The 18,722-nt window shown below is 63.5% G+C and carries 14 protein-coding genes; 7 read left to right on the top strand and 7 right to left on the bottom strand.

Annotated features, from left to right (window positions below; genetic code table 11):
* Nucleotides 1–45: 45 nt before the first annotated feature.
* The 6 genes from IRI77_RS13025 to IRI77_RS13000 all read right to left on the bottom strand — a co-directional run bounded on the left by IRI77_RS13025 (nt 46) and on the right by IRI77_RS13000 (nt 9,157).
* Nucleotides 46–1,197 carry a DUF362 domain-containing protein gene (locus tag IRI77_RS13025; protein WP_194452483.1) on the bottom strand — a complete coding sequence of 384 codons (1,152 nt, stop codon included), beginning with the start codon at nt 1,195–1,197 and terminating at the stop codon, nt 46–48.
* On the bottom strand, nt 1,190–2,482 hold the full coding sequence (locus IRI77_RS13020; protein WP_194452482.1) for a hypothetical protein: 1,293 nt from the start codon (nt 2,480–2,482) through the stop codon (nt 1,190–1,192). Before IRI77_RS13020 ends, IRI77_RS13025 begins: the two co-directional genes overlap by 8 nt.
* Before the next feature lie 54 nt (nt 2,483–2,536).
* The gene (locus tag IRI77_RS13015; RefSeq protein WP_194452481.1) at nt 2,537–3,565 is read right to left on the bottom strand and encodes a peptidylprolyl isomerase; all 1,029 of its coding nucleotides are present in this window, start codon (nt 3,563–3,565) and stop codon (nt 2,537–2,539) included.
* Nucleotides 3,566–3,573: 8 nt separating this feature from the next.
* The gene (locus tag IRI77_RS13010; RefSeq protein ID WP_194452480.1) at nt 3,574–4,242 is read right to left on the bottom strand and encodes a 3-keto-disaccharide hydrolase; all 669 of its coding nucleotides are present in this window, start codon (nt 4,240–4,242) and stop codon (nt 3,574–3,576) included.
* Nucleotides 4,226–5,158 (bottom strand): ACP S-malonyltransferase, encoded by a 933-nt coding sequence (fabD, locus tag IRI77_RS13005; RefSeq protein ID WP_194452479.1) that lies wholly within the window; start codon nt 5,156–5,158, stop codon nt 4,226–4,228. The genes IRI77_RS13010 and fabD overlap by 17 nt, the downstream gene beginning before the upstream one ends.
* A 102-nt stretch (nt 5,159–5,260) precedes the next feature.
* On the bottom strand, nt 5,261–9,157 hold the full coding sequence (locus IRI77_RS13000) for a two-component regulator propeller domain-containing protein (RefSeq protein WP_194452478.1): 3,897 nt from the start codon (nt 9,155–9,157) through the stop codon (nt 5,261–5,263).
* 304 nt (nt 9,158–9,461) lie between these two features.
* Between IRI77_RS13000 and IRI77_RS12995 the strand changes: the two genes are divergently transcribed.
* The 7 genes from IRI77_RS12995 to IRI77_RS38630 all read left to right on the top strand — a co-directional run bounded on the left by IRI77_RS12995 (nt 9,462) and on the right by IRI77_RS38630 (nt 17,663).
* Nucleotides 9,462–12,548: an efflux RND transporter permease subunit gene (locus IRI77_RS12995; protein WP_194452477.1), complete on the top strand. Its 3,087-nt coding sequence runs from the start codon at nt 9,462–9,464 to the stop codon at nt 12,546–12,548.
* 63 nt (nt 12,549–12,611) lie between these two features.
* Nucleotides 12,612–12,815, top strand: a complete 204-nt coding sequence (locus IRI77_RS12990; protein ID WP_194452476.1) for a hypothetical protein — start codon at nt 12,612–12,614, stop codon at nt 12,813–12,815.
* A gap of 72 nt (nt 12,816–12,887) precedes the next feature.
* On the top strand, nt 12,888–13,628 hold the full coding sequence (locus IRI77_RS12985; protein ID WP_194452475.1) for a hypothetical protein: 741 nt from the start codon (nt 12,888–12,890) through the stop codon (nt 13,626–13,628).
* On the top strand, nt 13,625–14,266 hold the full coding sequence (locus IRI77_RS12980) for a class I SAM-dependent methyltransferase (RefSeq protein WP_194452474.1): 642 nt from the start codon (nt 13,625–13,627) through the stop codon (nt 14,264–14,266). Before IRI77_RS12985 ends, IRI77_RS12980 begins: the two co-directional genes overlap by 4 nt.
* A 66-nt stretch (nt 14,267–14,332) precedes the next feature.
* On the top strand, nt 14,333–14,674 hold the full coding sequence (locus IRI77_RS12975) for a PadR family transcriptional regulator (RefSeq protein WP_194452473.1): 342 nt from the start codon (nt 14,333–14,335) through the stop codon (nt 14,672–14,674).
* Nucleotides 14,671–17,373: an ABC transporter permease gene (locus IRI77_RS12970; protein WP_194452472.1), complete on the top strand. Its 2,703-nt coding sequence runs from the start codon at nt 14,671–14,673 to the stop codon at nt 17,371–17,373. Before IRI77_RS12975 ends, IRI77_RS12970 begins: the two co-directional genes overlap by 4 nt.
* A 53-nt stretch (nt 17,374–17,426) precedes the next feature.
* Entirely contained in the window at nt 17,427–17,663 is a 237-nt protein-coding gene (locus IRI77_RS38630; RefSeq protein WP_407674059.1) for a hypothetical protein, read from the top strand.
* Nucleotides 17,664–17,746: 83 nt separating this feature from the next.
* On the opposite strand, the gene IRI77_RS12965 is transcribed toward IRI77_RS38630, so the two are convergent.
* Entirely contained in the window at nt 17,747–18,721 is a 975-nt protein-coding gene (locus tag IRI77_RS12965; protein ID WP_194452471.1) for an ATP-binding protein, read from the bottom strand.
* Nucleotide 18,722 lies beyond the last annotated feature (1 nt).

Below are 18,722 nucleotides of genomic sequence, written 5' to 3'. Positions count from 1 at the left end.
ACGCCGGCCTCTATTTTTTTGTCCGTTCGGCAGCCAGCCAGGCCGCTACACCCGGAACTTGAACACGGCGTCCTTGATCGGCAAACCGGCGATTTCGATCCTCGAGAGATCGCGTGTCCCGACGCCGTGCATCTCCGCCAACTTCAGTGAGCTGTCGCAGTACTCAAAAGGCGGCGTGCCGCGGTCGGCCATCGGATCGAAGCCCATCACCGCCGTCCCCACCGCATCCGTGCAGACCGCGTTCGTCCCGGCAATGAGAATCCCCGGATTCACCGCGCGCAGCCGTCCGCCATTCCAGGGTCCTTCGCCGCCGGTCATTGTGGAGATGCCGTCGATGATCGCCAGGTGAATGGGCCGCGCGGCCGCGATGTCGGCCACAATGCGCGGCATGCGGTATTTGTCCTCTCGAGGAGACCTCGGATCCCGCTCCGGCTCGGCGATCGCGGCGGGTTGCCGCGCGCCGGCATGCATGATGGTGCCCCGTCCGCCGCGCGCCGTGGCCTCATCCGCGTCGTCCTTGCCGGCGTGATCTCCGTAGATGGTCAGCGGCGTGGCGCCGAACATGTTCTTCATCGACAGCGTGACGCCGCAGGTCGCGTGCTCCTTCAACTTGGCCAGCGACACCAGTACGTCGACCTCCTCATAGGAGTGGTTCATCATGATCGACGGGAAGATGTGGCCGCCGTTGGGGGTCTTGAACCGCGCATACTTGCGGCCCTTGCCCAACGTGTTGGTATTCTCCATGTCGACCATCGTGGCCGCGTTCAGCAGCGGCGACGGATCCCAGCCCACCTCGATCAGGAACTCTTCCATCGGATCGTCGCAGGCAAAGCACCCTTCCAGGATGCGGATGCGCCGCGCGCCGGCCTGGCCCATCAATCGGACCACTGACCCGACCACCGCCGGATGCGTGTACTGCGCCAACTCCGCCGGGGTGTTGCCCAGCCTCTGCCGGGGCGAGCCCGTCAGGTTGATCTTGATGCCCACCGTCTTGCCGGCCACCAGCCGGCCCAGGCCGCCCAGTTGGTCGAACATGGTCTTCAAGGTCGGTGTGAGCGCCGTGCCGTAGTCGGGACAGCGCGCGATGCTGACAGGAGCCGCCGGCGCGGGCGCAGCCGCGAACAGCGGAAGTGCGGTAGCGGACGCCGCGGCAAAGAAATGGCGGCGCGAAATCCCAGGGGCCATGTGTCTATGCATGGTGAGTTAGCTCCAATTCTACGGCACAGTACACAGAAAAGCTCGGCAGGTAGACTTCCTGCTGGCCGGGTTCCCGGTGGATTTCCAAGGCGACCGGCTGGGCCTTTTCCGGCATATACGCCTTCGCTGCCTTGATCGCCTGCCACGTCTGCAGGCTCACCTGATGGGCCGGCAGGCGGCCGGCGTAGTTCAGCAGATGCGCCAGCCACTTCCCGCCATCGGCCGAATGCGTCTGGTAGCACGTGATGGAGCCGGCGTTGAACAACCGGATGGCATCGTACCGGCGGCTCATCAGCAGGTGGGTGTCCTGGGCCACGACAAACTGGTCGTCCCAGTCAGCCTTGCTCACCGCCACGCGGCCCTTCCCGCACTCCAGCAGCGTATAGCGCGGATGCACTTCGCGCGACGGACGCGTATTCCGGATCGCCGCCGAGGGAGCCTTCATACACAACAGCAGGCCCCCGGCCTCGACGAACTTCTGCACCAGGGGCGCCATCGACGCAGGCATCGCGTCTCCATCGGCGTAGAGGATGGCCCGCTTCCCGGCCAGGTCGGCTGCGGCGAGTTTCGCCTTCTCCACCGGAACGAACGCCAGATTGCGCCGCGCGGACAGATTCAGGACTTCGCTCGAATTGTACTCATTCGGTCCCGAGAAATCGGAGACGATCGCCAGCCGCGCCAGCGCCGGCCAGTTGCTCCATGCGTTCTGCGACTCCAGCCAGCGCTCGATCTCTACCAGCTTCCGCCAATCCGACAGCGCCGCCGCATTCCCCTTCGCCAGCCCTTCGGCCATCAGCGGAGGCAGCCAGATGGGCCGCCGCGCTCCATACGCGGCCGCCTCGCAGGCAGCCAGCAAATAGGTGGAGAAGTTGAGAGTCTCGGGCTTCTCCGGCGGCGGAGCCTTGATCCAGACCGGCCGGCCCGCCGCGCGGCAGCGCGCCAGTTGCAGCATCCAGCCATTCGCATCCAGCCACGGAGCTCCGGTGGGTCCGCCCTGCACGCCATCGGGCGAGTTGGATTGTGTCTTGATCGAAAGGTCAGGCCATACTCCGTCGTTAATTGCGATGACGGGGGCGTTGGACCGCCAGTCCACTTCCTTCAGCGAACTCCACTGGATCTGCGCCGGGCATTCCAGCTTACGTCCCTCCGCCGCCGTACGGATTTCCGGAGGCGTCCCTTCGGGCAGAAGCAGAGTATTGATGGGGCTGCCGTCCAGCAGTCTCAGCAGATCCGGGCTGCGCCACGATGCTGGCCACTCGAACGGTATGGAGGAGGATAAAGACATCTGGTACCGCAATAATTGTATTGCGGTACCGTATTTTGTGCTTGGGTTAGGTTGTTACTTCTTTTCAAAGCCGGGCGCGATGGAGAGGGCCAGGTAATTCATCACCGGGCTCTCATTGCGGCAGGCGTCGAGATAGGCGTTGCGCAGCAGTTGTTCCTTGCGGGTCCGCAGCGTCTCACGAATGTTCTGCTGCACGCGCGGATCGTCCAGTTCCCGCTGGCCCGCGGGTTCCCTCGCCACCATTTTCAGGATGTGATAGCCGCCCGCATTGCGGATGGGCGTCGAGACCTGGCCGGGCAGCAGCGTCATGATCGCCTTGCGCGTGTCGGTGTCGGCCTGCGCCAGGCTTGATTCCTGGACATAACCCACGTCGCCGCCATTGGCCGCGCTCTGCGGATCTTCGCTGAACGCCTGCGCCAGCGTCGAAAAGTCCTCGCCCTGCTTCAGCCGCGCCTCAATCATGAGGATCTTCTTGCGCGCCTGGTCTTCGTTCTGGGCCTTGTTGCCGGAGAGGTTCCGCACGTTCGGGTCCGGACCGGGCGTCACCACGATCCTGGCCACGTGATACATCGTCTCAGGGAACCGGAAGCTCGCCTTGTTGGCGTTATAGAACTCGCTGACGTCCTTGTCGCTGATGTTGATCTGGTTGCCGATCTCGCGGTTCACCAGCTTTTCAATGGTGAGCCGCCGCCGGATCTGCGACTTCAGCTCTTCCATGTTCATGCCCTGGGCATCGAGCTGCTTCTGGAACTCTTCCTGCGTGTAGGGCGCCTTCAACTGGCTGAGGCGCGAATCCACTTCGTCGTCCTTGGCCAGCAGCGACAGCTTCTCAGCACGCTGGAGGAAGATCTCCTCGTCGATCATCGTCCGCAGCAATTCCAGCTTCTGGAACTGCACCTGGTCCGGTGAGGCCCCCTCCGGCTGTTGGGGGAATTGCCGCTTGAACTGCCGGTCCAGATCCGCGAAGGTGATGGCCCGGCCGTTCACCGTGGCGGCCACGTTCGGCGGGACTCTCGATTTACAGGCCGCCCCTACCAACCCGAGTGTCAGCAGGAGTAAAGACGCGTTTCTTCTCGTATTCATGAACTGTCTCATTGTAGCCGAGCCGCCGTCAGTGGTTTCAGTTTCAGATTCCGAAACTCAATCCGATACCCTTCGCCTTCCAACCCAATGTAGCCGCGTTCCAACTGGCAGTATTTGTACTGGTTGACCACCGCGCCGTTCACCCACGAGGTGAGCACCGGCCCCTGGGCGGTGACTTCCAGGGTATTCCATTCGCCTGCCGCCTTCACCCTCTGTTCCGCCAGTTGGCCGCTCAGGTCAAACCGCCGCTTCAGCCCATCCACATGGATGTAGCCGAAAAAGTAGCCGCCCTGCCTGCTGCCGATCTGATCCTGGTACCACAGGCTGTAATCCGCCAACGTCCGCACGAAGATCCCGCTGTTATACCGCGGGTTGCCCTCTACCGGGACATAGCGAAACTCGACGTGGAACACAAAATCGCCCTGTTCCTGGTCGTACCGCAGCCAGTCGTGCCCGCGGTTGCCTTCGCATTCCAGGACGCCGTCCGGGCGCAGCTTCCACTGCGACGCCTCGGCCCGCGGATCGGGCGCGATGCCCAACCGCGTCCAGCCCTGCAATTGAGGGCCGGGCGAAACATCCACCCAGCCCTTTGGTTCGCGCTGCAACGCGCTCTGCTCCTGTGCGGGCAGGAGAAGCACGCTGTAGGCGAAGATCAAGAAACTATGCGAGTAACTCACTGACTTTTCCCAGATCGGCGGGATCGCCGAACTTGGCCGTCCTGATGCCCGGTTCTATCTGCTTCAGCAGGCCGCACAGGACAGCGCCGGCGCCCACTTCCACGGCCCGGTCCACGCCGAAAGCGGCCAGTTTGCGCATCGCGTCTGTCCAGCGCACCGCGCCGGGCACCTGCAGGTACAACCCCTGGCGGGCGTCGTCGCCGGCCGAAATCTCACGCGCTTCCACGTTGTTGATCAGCGGCACGGTCAGGTAGGAGAACTCACAGCTGTCCAGGTCGCACTTCAGCCGCTGTTGCGCCGGCTGCATGAGCGAGCAATGGAAGGGCGCGCTCACCGGCAGCGGCACTGTGCGCTTCGCCCCGGCCGCCTTGAGGGCTTCACAGGCGCGAGCCACGGCTCCGGCATGGCCGGCGATCACCAACTGGTCTGGCGAATTGAAGTTCGCGGCCGAAACCACTTCCCCCTGCGCCGCCTCGGCCAGAATCGCATCCAGCTTGTCCAGCGGTGGTCTCAGAATGGCCGCCATCGCGCCCACCCCGGCCGGGACGGCTTCCTGCATATAGAGCCCGCGCTGGCGGACCAGCCGGACCGCGTCGGCGAACTTCAGCGAGCCCGCCGCCACCAGGGCCGAATACTCGCCCAGGCTGTGGCCCGCCACAATCGCCGGAGCGTAGCCGCTCTCGCGCAGCACCGCCAGTGCCGCAATCGAGACCGTCAACAGCGCCGGCTGTGTGTTCTGAGTCAGTTTGAGCTGATCGTCAGGGCCTTCGAAGCAAAGCTTGGAGATGGGAAAGGCCAGCGCGTCGTCGGCTTCCTGGAACACCGCTTTCGCGGCAGGGTAGGCATCAGCCAGCGCTTTGCCCATGCCGGTGGCTTGTGAGCCTTGGCCCGGGAAGAGGAATGCGATTTTGGACATACGAACCTTTTATTCTAGCCGATGGAGTATGCGCGCATCACGAATCCATACGCTGCGTTGCAGGCAAATGACTTGGCGCCGCCTGGCCCACACCCGGACATCCTAAACTCCAGCCAGCATGCGCCGGACCGACGCCACCAGGTCGCTGGGATTGAACGGCTTCTGGATCATCGGCAGGGCCCTCGCCGCCACCGCTTCCGCCTCTTCTCCCATCGACTCCTGATCGACAAAGCCCGACATCAGCAGGATCGGGCAATCACCCTTCTGCTGCCTCACCCAGGCGGCCAGTTCAATGCCGCTGCGTCCCGGCATCACGACGTCCGTCAGCAGCAGGTCGATCGGCTCCTGTTGCTCGTTCCAGATCTTTTCCGCCTGGTCCACGTCGCTGGCCTCCAGCACGGTGTAGCCCGCCTGCTCGAGGATCGTCCGCACCAGGGACCGGACATCGCGCTGATCCTCCACCAGCAGGATCCGCCCTCCACACGCAGCCACCGGAAGCGGAATGGGCGCGGCCGGCTCGGTCTTGGCTTTCCCCTCGGGTGCGGCTGCCACAGCCGGGAACAGGATTCGGAATGTCGTCCCCAGCCGGGGTACGGACTGCACCAGAATGTGCCCGCCGCTCTGCGTCACCACGCCGTAGACCGTTGCCAGCCCCAGGCCTGTACCGCGGCCCTGCTCCTTGGTGGAAAAGAACGGCTCGAACAGGCGCCGCTGCGTCTCTTCGTCCATCCCCTCGCCCGTGTCGGCCACATTCAGTTCGACATACGCCCCGTGCGGCACGTTGGGGTAGCTTTGGGCCAGCGCGGCATTCACATCGACATTCCGTGTGGCGATGCGCAAGGCTCCGCCCATCGGCATCGCATCACGCGCGTTGAGCGTCAGGTTCATCAACACCTGCTGGGCTTGGCCGGCGTCGCCCTCGATGCGTCTCAGGTCCACGCCCGGCTCAATCACGAGGACGATACTTTCGCCGATCAGGCGGCGCAGGATCGTCTCCAGGGAGGTGAGCGTCTCATTCAGGTCCAGCACCTCCATCCGCAATTGCTGCGAGCGGCTGAACGCCAGCAGTTGCTGGGTGAGCAGCGCCGCCTGCTGTCCGGCCCGGCCGATCTCCGACAGCATCTCCATGCGCCGCGGGTCCAACTGGCCGCCGCGTTCCAGCACTTCGGCATAGCCGTTGATCACGGTGAGCAGATTGTTGAAGTCGTGGGCGATGCCGCCGGCCAGCCGCCCCAGGCTCTCCAGCCGCTGGGCCTGCCGCAGTTGCTCCTCCAGGCGGTGCCGGTCCGTGACGTCCTGGGAGAACGACACGACCCCGATCGTCTCGCCACTGGCATCGCGCCGCGGCACCTTGTCCGTGAACAGCAGTCGCACCTCGCCGTTAGCGGCGTTAATCTTCTCCACGATCCCCAGCTTCGGCGTGCCTGTGCGGATCACCTCCAGATCGTCCTGGAAGTACTGCCCCGCGAATTGCGGGAACAACTCCTCCAGGGTTCGCCCTTCCACCGCCTCCGGAGAGAGCCCCAGGTCCAAGGTCACCTGGCGGTTGATGCGCAGGCAGCGGTTCTGCGTGTCTTTGATCCAGATCTGCGTGGGCGCCAGGTTGAAGATCGTCTCGTAATCATCCTTCTGGCGCCGCAGTTTCTCCTCGATCTCGCGCCGCTCCGCAATTTCCGCCTTCAGGATGTGATTCGCCTGGTCCAGTTCCGACGTACGTTCAACGACACTCTGCTCCATCTCCGCATAGGCAGCTCGCATCGCCGCCGCATGGCCCGCGGCCAGGCTGCGGGCTGCCCGGATGCGGGAGAGCCAGACGAGCAGCAGGATCAGACCCAGCACCGCCAGGCCCCGGAACAGCGTCGTCTGGTGGAAGCGAGGCCGCAGTTCTACCTGCGTGACTGGTCCGCCGCCCACCCAATCGCTTTCGCTGCTGGCCACTTCCACCCGGAAGTTGTACCGCCCCGGAGGAAGATTGGTGTAGAACGCTGACCTGCGATTGCCGGCTTCCACCCACTCGCTGTCGAAGCCGTCCAGGCGGTAGCGGAACCGCAGGCCCTCCGGAGCCCGCAGGCTCAGCGAATGGTAGCGGAATTCAAGCTCGCCGATGCCGGGCCCCAGGCTCAGTTGTTCGCCAAACTGGTAGCTGCGCTGGCCGGTCCGGACCTCCTCCACGACAGCCGGAGGCGGCGCGCTGTGGGCTTGCAGGCTGCTGGGATCCACCATCGCCACACCACGCACGGTGGGAATCCAGAGACGGCCATCCCGGCCCCGCCAGCCCATCGGATGGCCTCCTCCTCCACCATTGCACTCACTGCTGCGCAGGCCGTCGGCTAAACCGTAGAGGCGGAACTGCACACGTTTTCGAGGATCCCCCGCTGCGTCCAGCAACTCCTGCCGTGATGCCATCAGCACTCCGCGATCGCTGGTCATCCATAGGCCACCCCGGCCGTCTTCCAGCACCTGGTAGAGAACCTCCACCGGCATCCCGCTCGCCGCGTCTACCTTGAACCACGCCCCATTTCGCTGAATTCGCAGGCCCTGTCCGTTGGTGGCGGCCCACAGGATGCCCTCGCTGTCCTCAAAGAGCGAATGAGCCTTCGGTAGCCGGGCGCCCGAGGCATCCCGCTGAAACACCAGCTTCGATCCGTCCAGCCTGGCGATGCCGTCGGACCCCGCGGTCCACACACTGCCATCGCGCCGCACCAGCAGGTCACTGGTGTGCAGATGCGAGTCGTCCGCCGCGGGCGTCACCGGGCTGCTCCAGGCGCCGTTGCGGCGCACCCGCATGCCCGCGTTCGTGGTCAGCCAGAGCGCGCCCGCGGCATCTTCCGTGATCGCCAGGATGTCGGATCTGTCGGCCTCCGCATCGATCGGGACCGCCCGGAACCGGCCATCGGACCACGTCCAGAGGCCCCTGTCCTTGAAGCCGAACAACGCTGTGCCGTCCTTCAGTTCCCCAATCGAAAGCGCAACATCTGAGGGCATCCCTTCCGCCGCGCCAAATTGTGTGATCACGCTACCAGCCAGCCGGCTGACGCCTCCGCCGTTGGTCGCCATCCACACGGCCCCGTTGCTCATTTCCCGCACGGAGAAGACGAAATCGCCGCTCAGGCCCTCTTCCCTCGACCAGTTCACAAACAGGCCATCCTTGAGGCGGTCCAGTCCACCCCCAAATAAGCCCACCCACAGGCTGCCTTCGCGATCTTCCAGTAGCTTCCGGATGTAGTTGTCGCCCAGCCCGTTCACCGTGGTGAACGACTCAAAGCGCCCGCCCGACAGCCGGTTGAGCGCATTCCCTGTCCCTACCCAGAGAATCCCGTCGCGATCTTCCACGATGCTGCGGACCACCGTGCCCTTTAGGCCTTGCTCCTCCCCGAAGAACTCCAGGCGTCCTCCCGCCCAGCGTGCCAGGCCCTTGCCGCCAGTCCCAATCCACAGTTGCCCGCGCCGGTCCTCCAGGAAGGCATTGATCAGCACCGGCCCGAGTTCCGCTGCGAACGCAGGTTGCGTGACCCGTCCGTTCTCAATCCGCGCGACGCCCCGGTCCGTGCCCACCCACGCTCCGTTCGACCCACTGTAGATGGCGCGCACAGTGTTGTCGGGCAACCCGTCCGCCTTGGCAAAGTTTTGGGTTTTTCCGCCCTTCAGCGACGTTACCCCGGCGCCAAACAAGCCGATCCACAAGGTTCCGTCCGGCCCCAGTGACAGGGATCGGACTGAATCGCTGGCCAACCCTTCCTGCTTGCCGAAATGCCGCAGCGTCCCGTTGCGCCAGGATGTGACCCCACCTTCGGACTGCCCAATCCAGAGCGTGCCGTCCTTGCCCACCGCCAGGTCGGAGATGTTGTTGTGCCGGATGGCCGGAGTATCAGTGGATCGAAATGTGCGGAAACTCACACCGTCGAACCGGACAATGCCATCCCGCGTACCCAGCCACAGGTAGCCGTCCGGAGTCTGCGCGATCGCCTGGATAGTCCCCTGCCTCAGTCCTTCCTTCACGTGCCAGTGCTCCAACACGTACTGACTGATCCGCTTTGAGGGTGTCAACGCCCAACATGGGTCGGTTGTGCACACTACGGCAACGACGAGGCCGAGTCTGACAGCAGAAACCAGGCGAGTTCTCAATGACTTGGAAATCGCAGCACCTTCATGTACAGTTCATCGGCGGAACGTAGCCGTCGCGACACGGGGCGCCCGCTAGTCCTCAACATACACGATTCGCCGCGAAGATAGCAGGATTGCCCTGGGGAGGGTAACTTCGGATACCCTGGGAACACCATTTACTTCCAGGAGCACTGTCGTCGTGCGGTTAAGTGAAATTTGTGTCCAGCGGCCCGTCTTCGCCTTCATGCTCATCATGTTCCTGGTGGTCATGGGCTTTTTCAGTTTTGTGGATCTCGGCGTCGATCTTTTTCCGCGTACCGACCCCGCCACGGTCTATGTGAACTTCAAGCTGCCCGGCGCCAGTCCGGAAGAGGTTGTCTCGCAGGTGGTGATGCCGCTGGAAGAAGCGGTTTCGTCCGTCAGCGGTATTGACGAACTCCGCGCCGTGGTCAGCGAAGGCGGCGGCTTCGTCATCGTCACCTTCACACTGGAAAAGGACATCAACGAAGCGGTCGACGACGTGCGCGAAAAGGTCTCCTCCGCCGTCCGCCAGATGCCGCAGAACGTGCTGCCGCCCGTGGTCCGCAAGGCAGATCCGGATTCCGATCCCGTGGTCACCGTCGCACTCAGCGGTGATGTCAGCCTGCGCGAGCTCACCGAAGTGGCCGACAAGATCGTTCGCCGCGACATCGAGACGGTCGACGGCGTGGCTTCCGCCGACATCTACGGCGGCCGCAACCGCCAGATCAACATGATGCTCGACCTGAACAAGCTGAATGGCTACAACCTGACCGCCCAGGAAGTGGAACGCGCCATTCAGACGGAGAACGTCGAGTCGCCCGGCGGCCGCATCGTCCGCGGACCCAGCGAACTGGGCGTCCGCACCATGGGCCGTGTCGAGACCGTCGAGCAGTTCAATAACATCATCATCAAGAACGCCAACGGCGTCCCGATTCGCCTCAAGGATGTCGGTTACGCCGAGGATGGCATGGCCGAGAAGCGCACCTTCGCCTACTACCAGGGCAAGCCCGCCGTGCTCATCGACATCAAACGCCAGACCGGCACCAACACGGTGAAGGTGGTGGATTCCGCCCTGGACCGCATCGAGTTGCTCGGTAAGCGGCTGCCTCCAGGGCTAAAGCTCAGCGTCATTAAGGAAACCGCTACCTACATCAAGAAATCGGTGGAGAGCCTGGAAGAGCACCTGGTCCTCGGCAGCCTGCTGGCCTCGTTCATCATCTGGCTGTTCATTCGCGACTGGCGCACGGTTCTCATCAGTTCGATCGCCATCCCGACGTCGATCATCACCACGTTCACGGTGATGCGGTATCTCGACTACACCCTCAACTCGATGACGCTATTGGCCTTAACACTAGCCGTCGGTATCGTCATCGATGACGCCATCATCGTCCTTGAGAACATCTACCGCTTCATGGAGGCCGATCCCGACATCGACCCGAAGCGGGCGGCTATCGATGCCACCAAGGAGATCTCGATGGCCGTGGTGGCCACCACGATCTCTCTGGTCATCATCTTCGTGCCCATCGCCTTCGTGACAGGCTACGCGAAGCGCTACCTGAACCAGTTCGGCTGGACCATGTCGGTCTCGATCCTGGTGTCGATGCTGGTGGCCTTCACCCTGACGCCCACCCTCAGTGCCCGTATCCTCAAGATTAAAAAGCACAAGAAACCCGGCGACGCGCCCCACGGACACCAGTCGAACGCTTTGGAGCGCGGCTATGTTCGCTTGCTCGACTGGTCGCTGGGCCACCGCTGGGCCATCGTCCTGCTTTGCATCGTCACCTTCGGGTCGACGTTTGTGCTGAACCGCTACATCGGTCGCGACTGGATGCCGCAGGAAGACCAGAGTGAACTGGGCCTGCAGATGGAACTGCCGGAAGGTTCGTCGCTCGAAGCCACGGAACGCCTGGCCATGGAAGTCACCCGGAAGGTGGAAAAGGTGCCCGGTGTGATGACTGTCGTGCCGTCGAGTGCCGGGTTTATCGACCGCGTCACCATGGCCCGCTTTACCATCCTGCTGGTCCCGCCCGGCCAGCGCGGTCCGTTGAACGATACGGCTCAATCCATCCGCGCCATCATGAAGGACTATGCCTACGCCCGGCCGGCTGTGAGCTTCCCCAACGTGCTGGGTGGCCGCGATACCTTCTCACCCATTCGCGCGACCCTGCTCGGCGCCGATTTCGCCAAACTGGCGCCCATCGCGCGCAGCATGCTCACTGAGTTGTTGAAACAGCCGGAGTTGGCCGACATGCGTGCCAATCTCAACTTCAACAATCCGGAATTGCAGGTGCAAATTGACCGCCAACTGGCCAGCGACCTGGGTGTCCGCGTCTCCGATGTGGCCACCGCGGTACGCCTGCTGATGTCCGGTGAAGACGAGATCTCTACCTACAAGGAATTGGGCGAGCAGTACCTGGTGACCGTACGCCTCATGCCGGGCCAGCGCGATGATCCGGAAGTCCTTAGCCGCCTGCTGGTGCCATCGGCCCGCCTGGGCCTGATCCGGCTCGACTCCATCGCCAAACTCGAACGCGGCCTCGGCCCGAGCCGCATCGACCGTGTCGCCCGGCAATACGGCATCGGCTTCTACGGCAACCCCGCTCCGGGCGTGACGCTGGATGCGGCGGCCAACGCGGTAAACCGTGTGGTGGATCAGGTCGATCTGCCGGTCGGATACCGCATGCTCTTTGCGGGACAGGTCAAGATTCTCGAAGAGACCACGACCAACATGATCCTGGCCATTGGCTTGGCCTCGATCTTCATGTATATGGTGCTGGCTGCCCAGTTTGAGAGCCTGGTCCACCCGTTCATCATCCTGCTGACTTTGCCGCTGTCCATTCCGTTCGCCCTGATCAGCCTCATTGCCACGGGCCGTTCACTGAATCTTTTCAGTGCTTTGGGGATCCTCCTGCTATTAGGCATCGTGAAGAAGAACGGCATTCTCCAAATTGACTGTATGAACCGGCTGCTTCGAGAGGGCATGCCGCTGAAAGAGGCCATTCTGGAGGCCAACCGGATCCGCCTGCGGCCCATCCTGATGACGACGTTTTCAATCATCGCCGGTCTGATTCCCACGGCGATTGCAGTAGGCACCGGGGCGGCGACCCGCTCCGCTATTGCCGTGACGATCATCGGCGGACAGACTTTGTGCCTGATGCTGACGCTGCTGGTGGTGCCGGTAGGCTATTCGTTTGTTGAGGGTGCGCGGCTTCGCTGGGCCCGGCGGCGTAGCGAGGCGGCTCACGTGCCCGTTACTGGCGATTGATGGAACTTATAGGAGGATCTAGGGATTGCTATTCCGGTAGCACCCGTGATTAGCTGAAAGTAGATGAAAAAACCAAGTACCCGCGCGAAGTCTCCGGCGACGCCCCGGCAACCTGTGCGGGCCAAGGGAGCCAAGAAAGGCGCCCGCTGCGTGGTCTGCGGCGCCGATGTCGCTCCGTTCTCGACCGAAGAGCTGTGCTGGGTGTGCCGCCGCCTCAAAATCAGCGCCTGGCGCGATGTGGAAGGTCAAACCGCGATTCAGGAATAGCCCATCACGCAAGTTCGCAGCCGCGATCCCCTCTGGTTGTGGCCAAACCTGCTGAGTTTGGATGCCCCCGTTGTGGCCGTGCTATGGCAAGCGTTGGTGGCACGCTATTATTCTTTACCCCTCCGTCCGGTCGCGCATGTTGTCCTATTCCTGACAGTTTGGGCGATTTACTTGAGTGATCGCCTGCTGGATGTCCGGAAGCCTGCCACCTCCCCCGAGTCGCCCCGCCATCTCTTCTACCGCCGGCACCGCAGCTTCGGCCTGGTGTTGCTGGTGCTTGTCCTCGTCTTCGACTCCGCCCTTTGTTTGTTCGAGTTACGGCCCGCGGTGCGGCATGCCGGCTGGTTGGCGTTGGCCGGCGTACTGTTGTACCTGGGCTTGGTGCATCTCTTTCACCTGCAAGCTCTTTTTCCTAAACAGTTTGTGGCAGCCATACTGTTTGGTTTGGGGACGTTTGTCGCACCCTGGGCTTTGAGCCCGGATCCACGCAGGCTGCTGATTCCATGGCTGTTCTTTGTGGTCTTGTGCCTCGGGAACCTGGTCGCGATCGAGGGTTGGGAGTGGCGCGATCTGAATGCCGGCGAACCGCCACAGGCCGTCACCCGGGTGCTTCAGGAGTGGCTCAGGCTGTGGATGCCAGCGGCGGGCGTGGTGGCTTTGGGATTTGCCGGCCAGCGGTATTTTCAAGCAGTTGCGGCCAGTGCGGCGGGCATCACGGCAATCTCCCTGTACGAGCACCGTATCAGCCTGGACCTGCGCCGCGTTCTGGTTGATGCCGCACTGCTCACTCCTTTTATTTTCTATTGGTTATGAACGCCGACCGCATTGCCGCCCTGTACCGCTGGATCGAATACTGCGCGTTCGGCAAGGCTTTGGAGCGGCGCCGGTTTGCGTTCCTCCCGCTGGTCCGAGGGGCCCGTAACGTATTGATTGCAGGGGAGGGCGACGGCCGGTTTGCAGCCCGGTTGGTCGAGCAAAACCCAGGTGTCCGGGTGGACGTGCTGGAATCGAGCGCGGAGATGATCCGGTTGGCGCGGCAGCGATTGCCTCAGGATGCGCAAGTCACCTTTCACCAGGGAGACGCGCTGCAAACACCGCCAGGCGGGCCGTATGACCTGGTGGTGACCCACTTCTTCCTGGATTGCCTGTCCGATGAGGAGACCGTCCGGTTCATCCAAGGGGCTAAACAACACTTGTCGTTTAGCGCGCTTTGGCTCGTCAGCGATTTCCAACAAGTGTCGTTTTGGCCTGCCAGCTGGCACTCCTGGATTTGGCTCCGGGTAATGTACGGTTTTTTTCGCGTTTTTACCGGCCTGCGCACCGCAAAACTGCCGCAGATTGACCGCGCGTTGCACGGCGCCGGTTTCGAGCTCGTTGCCAACGACGAGGAGCGGCTCGGCCTGATCGTCTCCCAACTCTGGCGGCTCGATCACAAGGGTTCGCAGTTGTAACGCGCCATATGCCTTGACCTTCGACCTATCGGCTCTTAAGCTGAATGGTAGAAGCTTGAGGTATTCATGCCCCCGTCCAGATTTCCCATCCCGCAAGGCACGCTCGACATGCTGATTCTCCAGATCCTCTCCCTGGAGCCGGCGCACGGCTACGGCATCGCGCAACGGCTGGAGCAGATTTCGCGCTCGGTTGTGCAGGTGAACCAGGGCTCACTGTATCCGGCGCTGCACCGGTTGGAGCAGAAGGGTTGGCTGCAGGCGGAATGGAAGCAATCGGAGACGGGCCGCGAGGCCAAGTTCTACGCCCTGACTCCGGCCGGTTTGGCGCAACTGGCGGTGGAGCGGGATAGCTGGGCGAAGCTCTCGGGCGCCGTGCAGTTGATCTTCGATGAGGGGACCGCGCAATGAAGAAGATTCTGAACTGGTTCCGGCGCGGGGATCTGGAGACTGGCCTGGACAGGGAGCTCCGCTACCATTTCGAGCGCCGGGTAAATGATCTGATTCAGTCCGGCGTAGCCGAGGCAGAGGCGAAACGGCAGGCGACTTTGGAGATGGGCGGGCTGGCGCAGGTGCGGGAAGAAGTGCGGGACGTCTGGCTGAGCCGCTGGCTGCGGGACTTCCTCTATGACCTGCGGTTTTCGGCTCGATCGTTCCTGCGAAATCCTTCCTTCACGGCGACGACCATGCTCTCGCTGGCGCTGGGGATTGGCGCCACGACGGCGATCTATTCGCTGGTGGATCAGGTGATGCTGCATGCACTGCCGGTGCGGCAGCCGGAGCAACTGGTGCTGGTGGACTGGCGGGGCGAGCAACTGGCGAACGGGTTCGGCAGCTACAACCTGATGTCGTATCCGATCTGCGGCGACCTGCAGGGGCAGACCCAGATCTTTGACGGTGTGCTGTGCCGCGCGGCCACGACCGTGAACCTGTCGACAGGGTCGGAGCCGAAGCCGGCGGGCGCAGAGATCGTCTCGGGCAGCTACTTCGCGGTGCTTGGTGTAGGTGCGGCGATGGGGCGGGTGCTGGGCCCGGAAGACGACCAGACCGCTGAGGCGAGTCCGGTGGTGGTGCTTTCCTACGACTTCTGGAAGACGCAGATGGACGGCGCCGCCGATGTGTTGGGGCGGAAGGTCCTGGTCAACCAGTATCCGATGACGGTGGTCGGCGTGGCTGCGCCGCAGTTTCGCGGTGTGGATGTGGGCGAGGTTCCTTCCCTGTGGATCCCCGCGTCGATGTCGTCGCAGGCCTTGCCCGGATTCAAGGGCCTGAAGAACCGCCGGATGCGTTGGATGCAGATTCTGGGCCGGCTGAAACCGGGGATGACGCTGGAACGCGCCAGGTCGGGGCTGGAGCCGTGGTTCCAGGCGATGCGGCTGGAAGACATGGGTCGGCCCGGGTTTCCGCGGATCACGGCGGAACGCCGGAAGCAGTATTTGTCCTCGTGGCTGGAAGTGACTCCGGCGCCGCAGGGCCATGCCCCCTTGCGGCGCAGGTTGGCGCAGCCGTTGTGGGTTCTGCTGGCGGCTACCGGTGTGCTGCTCGGCTTGGCTTGCCTGAATGTGGCTGGTTTGTTCCTGGCACGGGGCTCGGCGCGGGAGCGGGAGATCAGCACGCGCCTGGCCCTGGGTGCTTCGAGGAGCCGGATCGGGCGGCAGTTGCTGGCCGATAGTGTCCTGCTGGCCCTGGCCGGAGGCCTGTTGGGCCTGGCGATCGCCCCTTCCGCCATGAAGACGTTGATCGCGTTTCTGCCGAGCCAGGTGACGAACAACGACCTGCATGCGGCTGTCGACAAACGGCTGCTGTTCTTCGCGTTTCTGGTGAGCCTGGCAGCGGGCCTGTTGAGTGGCTTTGCTCCGGCCCTGCAGGCCGGCCGGAAGTCGTTGATGACCTCGCTGCGGGAACGCGGGGGATCCGCCTCGGGCGGGGTGCGTCTGCGAAAAGTGATCGTCACCGTGCAGATTGCGTTCTCCCTGATCCTGGTCGTTGGCGCGATGTTATTCATGCGGACATTGACCGGTCTGCTGGAGAAAGGCCCCGGTTTCGACACCACCAGCCTGGTGTCGTTCCAACTGGACCCACGCCGCAATGGGTATACGCCGCAGCAGTCGAGTCAATTGATCCGGCGGCTGCATGAGGAGATTCGCACGGCTCCGGGCACGCAGGCCTCGGCGGTGGCGCGGTATGCCCTGTTGACCGGCGGGAGTTGGAACGACCTGATGACGATTCAGGGTAACGAACGGATCAGCACCGATCGGGACGTGAACCTGAACGCGGTGACGCCGGGGTTCTTCTCGACCATGGGTGTCCGGCTGATTGCAGGCAGGGATTTCGACGAGCGGGATACGCGTCCGGTGGGCGAGTTCGGTCAGCGAACGGCCATCGTAAGCGAGTCGTTTGTGAAACGCTACCTCGGTGGGCGCAGCCCCCTGGGCATGCGGGTTTGCGAATGCACGGGTCCTGACGCCAAGCCGGATCTCGAAGTAATCGGTGTAGTGGCCGACTTCAGCTACCGGGGGATCCGGGACAATGCAGAGCAGGCGTTTTTCGCGATGCTGGAGGGAAACGACTCGGGCGGTACTTTCTATGTGAAGGTGCGCGGCACTCCGGAGCAGGCTTCCGCGTCGCTGAGGTCCATCGTCCGGAATGCGGATCCGGCCCTGCCCATCTCGTCGTTTCGAACCCTGGATGAGCAGGTGAACCGGTCATTGAATACGGAGCGGATGCTGGCCACGCTTTCGGGCGCGTTCGGGACGCTGGCGCTGCTGTTGTCGCTGGTAGGGTTGTATGGCGTGATGTCGTTTGTGGTGACCCAGCGGACGAGGGAGATAGGGATCCGGCTGGCGTTGGGCGCGACGGGCGGCTCGGCGATCTGGCTGGTGCTGCGGGACGCGCTGGTGATGGTGGGGGCGGGGATGGCGATCGCGTTGCCGTGCGTGGCGGGCCTGGGACGGCTGGTGGAGTCACAGTTGTTTGGAGTGAAGGCGACGGATCCGTGGACGATTGGGCTATCGGCGTTGTTGCTGGCGACGGCGGCCCTGGGCGCGGCGATGGTGCCGGCGTACCGGGCGTCGACGGTGAATCCGGTGGAAGCGCTGCGGCTGGAGTAGAGCACCCGATGAGGTTCTATATCGGGGTCTGCATGAGACATACTTGATGTGCCGTGGCGCCAGACGACACATCAGCTGCAGCTCGCGAGGTCTACTTCAGCCGGCTGCGAGAGTTGTCTCCTTCGGAAAGAGTGCGAATTGGCGTCCAGTTGTGGGAAGCGGGCAACGCGCTGCAGTGGGCGGCGGCCCGCCGGAAGTACCCGGGGGCGAGCGAAGAAGAACTCGCTTTTCAAATCGCGTGCCTGCGGTTTGGCGAGAAGCTCGCCCGCGCTGCGTATCGGAGAAGTTGAACTTGCCTGCGGAGATTTGTGACTTTTAGCGTCGTGGCCGGATCTGGATTTGCATTCTCATTCGAAGGTCCTGGCTTAGGAAACTAACCAACCGGCAGCGTCAGCCGCGCCCGCAGGCCGCGTTGAGGCGATTCCTCCAGGGCTACGTTGCCGCCGTAGAGTTCCGCTAGATCTCTGACGATCGCCAAGCCGAGGCCGGAGCCGGGTGCGGCTTCGTCCGCTCGGACTCCTCGCTCCAGGACTGCGGCGCGCAGCTCCGGTGGGAGGCCGGGGCCATCGTCGTCCACTGTCAGCGTCAGCACTTCGTTCGATTGATTGCCCGAGAGGCGGATGGTGGATGCGGCCCACGTACACGCATTGTCCAGGAGATTGCCCAGGATCTCGTCCAGGTCCTCGCGCTGCATGCGGGCTGTCAGGCCGGGGGGCAGGTCGGCGGTGATCTCCAGGGTGCGCGCGGCGTGCAGCTTGCGAAGCGTCCGGATCAGGCCTTCCGCCGAATCCGCCACCAGCGTCCGCGCGCTGCCCGCGGCTCCGGAGGAGGCGGCTCGCGCCCGCGCCAGATGGTAGTCTACCTGGCGGGCCATCTTCTCCACCTGCTGGGTGATGGCTTCCGCGGTATCGGCGTGGCCTTCGGCGCGCAGGCGGTCGGCTTCCTGCGTGAGCAGCGCCAGCGGTGTTTTGAGGCCATGGGCGAGATCGCCTGCTGTCGCCAGGGCGCGGCGAATGGAGGCTTCTCGGTTTTCCAGGAGCCCGTTCATCTCTTCGATCAAGGGGCGGATCTCGGTGGGGTAGATTCCCTGGACTCGTGCTTCCTGGCCGGTTCGCACGGCTGCGAGCCGCGCCTGCAGGAGCCGGAAGGGCGTCAGGCCGCGGCGCGCCACCAGGACGCCGGCCGCCATGAGGGCAAAGCCGATCAGGACAGCCTCGAGCGAAGCCCTGCCTCGGACGGAGGGGAAGACGTGGATCACCAGGATCGACAGCATGTGCATGATCATCAGCAGTCCGGCTGTCCACAGGACGGAGGCGACGATCAGGCGGGTACGCAGGGAGCGGAGCATG

It is taken from the genome of Paludibaculum fermentans (genome assembly GCF_015277775.1).
Lineage (GTDB): Bacteria > Acidobacteriota > Terriglobia > Bryobacterales > Bryobacteraceae > Paludibaculum > Paludibaculum fermentans.
Note: the sequence above shows the minus strand (reverse complement) of the source record. Positions and strands in the feature narration are given on the sequence as shown.

Coding starts and splice junctions, on each gene's coding strand:
- IRI77_RS12990 (WP_194452476.1), top strand. CDS start 12,612: ATGAAAAAACCAAGTACCCGCGCGAAGTCTCCGGCGACGCCCCGGCAA.
- IRI77_RS12965 (WP_194452471.1), bottom strand. CDS start 18,721: ATGCTCCGCTCCCTGCGTACCCGCCTGATCGTCGCCTCCGTCCTGTGG.
- IRI77_RS12975 (WP_194452473.1), top strand. CDS start 14,333: ATGCCCCCGTCCAGATTTCCCATCCCGCAAGGCACGCTCGACATGCTG.
- IRI77_RS13015 (WP_194452481.1), bottom strand. CDS start 3,565: ATGAATACGAGAAGAAACGCGTCTTTACTCCTGCTGACACTCGGGTTG.
- IRI77_RS13025 (WP_194452483.1), bottom strand. CDS start 1,197: ATGCATAGACACATGGCCCCTGGGATTTCGCGCCGCCATTTCTTTGCC.
- IRI77_RS12970 (WP_194452472.1), top strand. CDS start 14,671: ATGAAGAAGATTCTGAACTGGTTCCGGCGCGGGGATCTGGAGACTGGC.
- fabD (WP_194452479.1), bottom strand. CDS start 5,158: ATGTCCAAAATCGCATTCCTCTTCCCGGGCCAAGGCTCACAAGCCACC.
- IRI77_RS12980 (WP_194452474.1), top strand. CDS start 13,625: ATGAACGCCGACCGCATTGCCGCCCTGTACCGCTGGATCGAATACTGC.
- IRI77_RS13020 (WP_194452482.1), bottom strand. CDS start 2,482: ATGTCTTTATCCTCCTCCATACCGTTCGAGTGGCCAGCATCGTGGCGC.